Source organism: Moorena sp. SIO3I6, assembly GCF_010672095.1.
Map to the genome: position 1 here is coordinate 1 of NZ_JAAHHU010000291.1, position 5,803 is coordinate 5,803.

6 protein-coding genes and 3 pseudogenes are annotated in these 5,803 nt (G+C 43.5%); 7 read left to right on the plus strand and 2 right to left on the minus strand.

Annotation, left to right across the window (positions count from 1 at the left end; all coding sequences use genetic code 11):
* The 7 genes and pseudogenes from F6K49_RS34285 to F6K49_RS34315 all read left to right on the plus strand — a co-directional run.
* A pseudogene (locus F6K49_RS34285) lies at nt 1-362 on the plus strand (hypothetical protein); the annotation flags it as partial.
* A gap of 62 nt (nt 363-424) precedes the next feature.
* Entirely contained in the window at nt 425-583 is a 159-nt protein-coding gene (locus F6K49_RS34290; protein WP_293023620.1) for a hypothetical protein, read from the plus strand.
* Between the two features lie 364 nt (nt 584-947).
* The gene (locus F6K49_RS34295) at nt 948-1,124 is read left to right on the plus strand and encodes a hypothetical protein (protein WP_293023622.1); all 177 of its coding nucleotides are present in this window, start codon (nt 948-950) and stop codon (nt 1,122-1,124) included.
* A gap of 44 nt (nt 1,125-1,168) precedes the next feature.
* Entirely contained in the window at nt 1,169-2,962 is a 1,794-nt protein-coding gene (locus F6K49_RS34300) for an SLC13 family permease (protein WP_293103826.1), read from the plus strand.
* A 113-nt stretch (nt 2,963-3,075) separates the two neighbouring features.
* A pseudogene (locus F6K49_RS34305) lies at nt 3,076-3,204 on the plus strand (IS4 family transposase); the annotation flags it as partial.
* A gap of 112 nt (nt 3,205-3,316) precedes the next feature.
* The gene (locus tag F6K49_RS34310; RefSeq protein WP_293023628.1) at nt 3,317-3,511 is read left to right on the plus strand and encodes a hypothetical protein; all 195 of its coding nucleotides are present in this window, start codon (nt 3,317-3,319) and stop codon (nt 3,509-3,511) included.
* A gap of 225 nt (nt 3,512-3,736) precedes the next feature.
* Nucleotides 3,737-4,999 carry a MerR family transcriptional regulator gene (locus tag F6K49_RS34315; RefSeq protein ID WP_293023630.1) on the plus strand — a complete coding sequence of 421 codons (1,263 nt, stop codon included), beginning with the start codon at nt 3,737-3,739 and terminating at the stop codon, nt 4,997-4,999.
* Nucleotides 5,000-5,259: 260 nt separating this feature from the next.
* Here the strand turns inward: F6K49_RS34315 and F6K49_RS34320 are convergent, their stop codons facing one another.
* Both F6K49_RS34320 and F6K49_RS34325 read right to left on the minus strand, forming a co-directional pair.
* Nucleotides 5,260-5,580: an ISAs1 family transposase gene (locus F6K49_RS34320; RefSeq protein WP_293103829.1), complete on the minus strand. Its 321-nt coding sequence runs from the start codon at nt 5,578-5,580 to the stop codon at nt 5,260-5,262.
* Nucleotides 5,571-5,803, minus strand: a pseudogene (locus tag F6K49_RS34325) (hypothetical protein); the annotation flags it as partial. The pseudogene F6K49_RS34325 and the gene F6K49_RS34320, both read right to left, overlap by 10 nt.

The window sequence follows — 5,803 nt, forward strand, 5'->3', positions numbered from 1 at the left end:
GGCAATTACCTCGTAAAGAGTCAGATAAGCCTAAGTTTTTCAAGTTAAAGCTTAAGGGTTGCCTGGGAGAAAGGGTCGTTGGTCATTTTTGGGATTTACATGCACAGCTGCAAGCCAATACCCTGGTGATCCAGGAAGGAAATGATATTGGGTTTCTCAACAAAAAAGGACCAAAGAGAAAACCATTTAATAAAAATAAAAAACGTTTTGGTGCTAAAAAGAGTTACCCGAAGCCACGCCCTGCTCGTAAAAAGGATGGCGCGGCTACAGCCACAGCACCCAAACCCCAAAGACCAAGACCGAAACCGATCAAGCGTATTGACCACGGTAGTAAGGGTGATTCCTCTGGGAATTCTGCTTGATGGGAAGTGGAAAATTGCTCGAAGCGTGAGCTACCACGCTTTACTTTGAAGAAGATGGGGGGATGGGGGAATGGGGACGGACATGGAATATCCCCTACTCCCCTACTCCAGAAGCTACCTGTTCCCCTGGCATACTCAGAGCAACCCCCAGGAGTTTATTCAATTTTAATTTAATTGATTTTTTTGTTGGCGGGATGGTAAGATTAACAGTCAACAGTTAACAGTCAACAGTTAACAGTCAACAATAATTGACAGTTTATTATTAAATTTTTTTCAATCAAGGGTGTCTTAATTTAAAGTTTTAATTAAGGGATATACTTGACTAGATAATAATGAATAATTAAGTTCATAGTCACGGATGAATTCGGGGAATAAAGATTAGTACATGCTTGTTACAAAGTTCCGAAGTTCCGAAGTTACCTTTAAATTAATTTGATTTCCTAAGGCTTATGCTCATTGCTATAACTATAAATTAGTTTGATAAAGGATACGCTAACTAATAGCGTTATTGAATCATTTTGGCTAGTATATGGCGAGATAAATTCCATGGATAGGTAAATTTATCAAAATGTTTGATGGATGTCCATGAGCTACCTAACTAAGGTAGTCTTTTTTGGTGAGAGCGATCGCTACGGCGGTTTGCATAACTATCAGGTACACAGGATTGTTTTCCCACTTCCGACTTCCGACTTCCGACTTCCGACTTCCGACTTCCCACTTCTGACTTCCCTGTTCCCTGATCCGAAGTTCCCTGTTCCCTAAAATCCAGAAATTTGTACCTAACTGAATTGCAAACCGCTGTATCTATGACTATATTTCTAACCCTGAGCGTTGTCGTACTAGCTTTAATCAGTTTCATTAGGGAATGGATGCCAGTGGATATCACTGCGATCGCAGTGATGGTATTACTTATGCTTCTAAAGCTAGTCACCCCAGAACAGGGAATCTCCGGTTTTGGCAACCCTGCCACGATCACTGTGATGGCTATGTTTATCCTCAGTGCTGGGATTGCCCGAACTGGGGCGCTTCAAATCGTGAATGACCTACTGCTGAAGTGGGGAGGCAAGGAGTCAACCCAGCAAATATTTACCATGGGAATAATTGCTGGGCCCATAACGGGCTTCATTAACAATACAGCTGTGGTGGCTGTACTACTTCCTATTGTAGAAGATTGGTGCCGCAAGCAAAGTATTTCCCCTTCTAGGCTTTTGATGCCCTTATCCTTTGTCACTATCTTAGGGGGCATGATCACTACCATTGGCACCTCCACTAATGTCTTGGCCAGTGGGTTGTCTAAACAGTTGGGCTATGGTGATTTCAGCTTGTTTCAATTCACCCGATTGGGGCTAATTACATTCACCATAGGATTGGCATATTTGGCTCTAGTGGCACCCCGACTTTTGCCCAACCGTAAAGTAGCTAGCAATGGTATTGTCACTCAGGACTATAATCTCAAAGAGTATGTCAGTGAAATTGTGATTACACCAGATTCCAGCCTAGTGGGGCAAACCCTACGTGCCAGTGAAATCCAGCGGAAGTTTGATTTGGACGTTTTGGAACTGATTCGCAATGGTAGCCGTTTTCCCCAACCGCTGGCAGATAAGGTATTGCGACCAGGGGATATTTTGATTGTGAGGTCTGGTCGGGAGTGTCTGCTGAGAGTCAAAGATGAACGAGGGATAGACATCTTAGCTGATGTCCAATTTGGACAGCAACCCTTGGAAACCGGTCTTACCTCTGGGGAGGAGGGGATTGCTGAGGTGTTGATCCTGGCTAACTCTAATTTAATTGGCTCAACCTTAAAGGATATGCGGTTTCGGCAACGCTATAACGGTACGGTTTTGGCAATTCGACGGGGACAGGAACTGGTCAGAGAAAGACTTGGAAGAGTTTGCTTGCACTTTGGTGATGTGCTGTTGGTACAAGGTCCGAGGCAAAGTTTGTTGGGATTGCAAACCAGTCGAGATTTGTTAGTGATTGGACAGCGAGATTTAGAAACCCTACGGCGAGACAAAGCAGTAATTGCGATCGCAATTAGTGTAGGGGTAGTCTTAGCAGCTGCCTTTAATGTGCTACCGATTATGGTGAGTGCCTTGTTGGGAGTAGTGTTGATGGTGATCACTGGTTGTCTCAAGCCTGGGGAACTGTACGGAACAGTACGCTGGGATATTATTTTCCTGCTGGCTGGGTTAATTCCTTTGGGAATAGCCATGAAGGAGTCAGGCACAACCGAATGGTTAGCGGAAAATCTAGTGGCACTAGGGGGTAATCTGCCTGGTTATTGGTTGTTAACACTGTTCTATGTGGTTACTGTCCTGATCACAGAGGTGCTGTCTAATAATGCTTCGGTGGTGTTACTTTTGCCGATTGCTGTGGAGGTAGCTAAGAGTTTGAGTCTCAATCCTCTGGCATTTATGTTTACGGTGATGTTTGCCGCATCTAATAGTTTTATGACTCCGATTGGGTATCAGACCAATACCATGGTTTATGGGCCAGGGGGTTACAGGTTTTTGGATTTTGCTAGGGTGGGTGCCCCATTAAGTTTGTTGATGGCGTTGATTATTCCGCCACTGGTGATTGCCCTGTATGGGTTGTCTTGAGTTTTACCGCTATAAATAAGCTACTCTTTATTCCCTCCTCATTCGCGCTTTGCATCAAGACACGGTTTGTTTTTTCACTGAATTATATCCAATTTAAAGGTGCAACAGCTGTTTTATTACAATTAGTGGTTATCCCGAAATATTTTGGCAATAAAATATTCTATAAGCTTCGATATTTACAAGCTTTTATGTGTGAAAATATTAGCTATGTACATTGGTTTGATAAGATGGTGTTATCGTGAAGCTATCTGGTGTGTTATTGGTGTAGTGTATCTAATTTTAGGTACATAACTCTCGGAATTCAAAATTTATGGTTTAGTAGTGGTAGGAAAAGCGACAATTTTTACAAAAGTAATGGTAAGCATACTAGCAATATGCTCTGGTTTATTACCGATTAAAAGTTGTGCCGCTAATTCCCATCATCAGTTAGGAGTAGGAGTCTGTTTAGTTTATCAAAAACTGACTAGACCTTCTCAAGCTCACTTAGTAACGTCTACACCAAAACTGTTTGTCTTTTTAGACAGTCAGGCGGGTCACCAACCAACTTAATTATAACATGAATCGTCGTGATTTGTCGTCTCGCTATCCATCCCCACCCGTCCCAGGTATGGGGAATTCCGCGAGCTTCGTTAAAATTTAGTTGCCCATGGCGTTAGTAAATAATTTGCCTTTTTTAAAAAAATTCTCAGATTTCCCTTGACTCTCACGTAACGTCAGGCTCTAAGGTGAACTTATCAACCGCATTTCTCTGGTAAATAAGGATCAGAGCTAAAGATGTTTAAACTCATGAAGATTGGTGAGTTAGCCAAACAAACTGGAATCTCTATTCGGACGTTGCACTATTACGACGAAATTGGTTTGCTCTCACCCTCCCATCGAACTGAGGTAGGATATCGGCTCTATAGTGACCAGGATATCATCCGATTGCAGCAAATTGTATCCCTGCGACAGCTTGGCTTTTCTCTAAGGGAAATTAGTGAATGTTTATCAAATCCTGAATTTTCCCTTCAGCAAACCATCGACTTGCATCGAGCCAAAGTAAAAGAGCAGATGAGCTTATCACGCCAATTACTCAAACGCTTAGAGGTAATCTCTACAGAGCTACAAACAAAGCAATCGGTTGCGGTTGAAAACCTGATTCAAGTAATGGAGACAATTTCTATGTCCAAACAACAATATCTGACACCAGAACAGCAAGAAATTCTGAAATCAAGATTTAGCGAACGAGAGGCGGAATGGCTAGAGCTCCTGAGTCAAGTACGTAATGAGATGAGCAAAGGGACGAATTTTGATAGCTATTCTGTGAAAAATCTATTTAGTCGCTGGGAGCAAAGTATGAATACTTTAGTCCATGACGACGAACAAATATACGAGTCACTGATGAGGATGTATCAGCAGGAGGAAGTAGAAACGGCAAATTGGGGTGCGATCGATTTTGCTACATTTGAATACATTCTTAAAGCAGTTTCCTTTCTTTGGCTTGCTGACTACATGAAGATGAATAATTTGAATTTCGTTATTCCCAAGAAAAGCTTGACTCCCGAAGCGCTCCGCGTCTTTCATTTAGGAGAGGATGCCGTTCGCCAGTTAAACCTTTACTACTTGGGTACAGAAGGTATTCTTTTGGGATTTTTGGTAGAAGACGTTGGTGTGGCTTCGCAGGTTCTAATGGCTGCGGGGGTAACTTTTGAAGCGGTACAGCACCAGGTTAAGCAAATGCTTGGTGAGTATCCCCCATTGCGTTCAGAAAGCATCATTCCCGAAAAAAATCTTATTAATCGCAGAGTTCAAAGAGTTGTGGATCTGGCCCTTGAGGAGGCCAACCAGTCAGGTCAGACGCAGATAAATTCAGGACACTTACTACTAGGCATCTTGAAAGAAACTGAGGAAACCGAAGACGCTATAGAGAAAGCAAGAGTTCAAGGCGTTGAAAAACCAATAGAATTTATCGGATTAGCAGCCAAAATACTCAGAGAAGCATTCGGAATAGATTTGCTGCAGCTTGAGCAACAGCTAAGGTTAGCCATGTTGCAATAGCCAGTTGTTACACAGGGTAATCGCATCTTGATCGAGTTCTCAAATTACTCTAACTTGACCATTAATTTGACTGTACACTGCAGGTTATGACATGCACAAAGCTGATGTATTTAGTGTTCAAGTCCCGCAAAGTGCTTTGGATCTGTGGCTTGAGCTATATGAGGAAGTCCATGACCTGATCAAACTTGTCCTCAAACTTGCCTTGACCTGAGCCAACCCCTCACTCAGCCGCACTGGCTGCCAGAATTTTGATTACAAAGTCATTGTCCATCCCGGCCTTGTAACGCTTCATCTTCAGACTGAGTCGGGACGGTTCGCGATCCACGTAAATTGACACTTAAACGGCGCAACAGCCCCAGGTTTTGGGCAGCATAACCCTGACGAATCCGACTCGCATCTTCGTTGAAGGTGACATCGAGCACCCAATGCAGACTATTTTCAATAGTCCAATGGGAGCGAATGACCTGGTTATGGCGCTGAGCATCCGCTTCCAGACTACTAATGTAAAAGCGAACTTCCTTGGTAGTTTTGTTCCATAACTCTCGCGTAGTCTTAACCATCACTACGGTGGTTAAGCCCACCCACTGGCGTTGCCGATGCAGGGCGCGGTAATTGACTCACTGGCACCGCCCAAACCTGACGAGTATCCCTGCGGTGATGCCCAATGCCCGATACTGTGATGGTGAGTGAACTCAATCCCCTGCCAGTTCTGAGCTTGAGCTTGCTTAAACCAATCCTTTACTGACTGGCTGAGCTGACCTTGGTTGCCTTTGAGAGCCAAAACATAGTCTCCTTCGGCCTTCT

What these genes read in the sequence shown, in the direction of transcription:
- F6K49_RS34290 (WP_293023620.1), top strand. Translation starts at nt 425, where the DNA reads ATGGGGGAATGGGGACGGACATGGAATATCCCCTACTCCCCTACTCCA.
- F6K49_RS34295 (WP_293023622.1), top strand. Translation starts at nt 948, where the DNA reads ATGAGCTACCTAACTAAGGTAGTCTTTTTTGGTGAGAGCGATCGCTAC.
- F6K49_RS34300 (WP_293103826.1), top strand. Translation starts at nt 1,169, where the DNA reads ATGACTATATTTCTAACCCTGAGCGTTGTCGTACTAGCTTTAATCAGT.
- F6K49_RS34310 (WP_293023628.1), top strand. Translation starts at nt 3,317, where the DNA reads ATGGTAAGCATACTAGCAATATGCTCTGGTTTATTACCGATTAAAAGT.
- F6K49_RS34315 (WP_293023630.1), top strand. Translation starts at nt 3,737, where the DNA reads ATGTTTAAACTCATGAAGATTGGTGAGTTAGCCAAACAAACTGGAATC.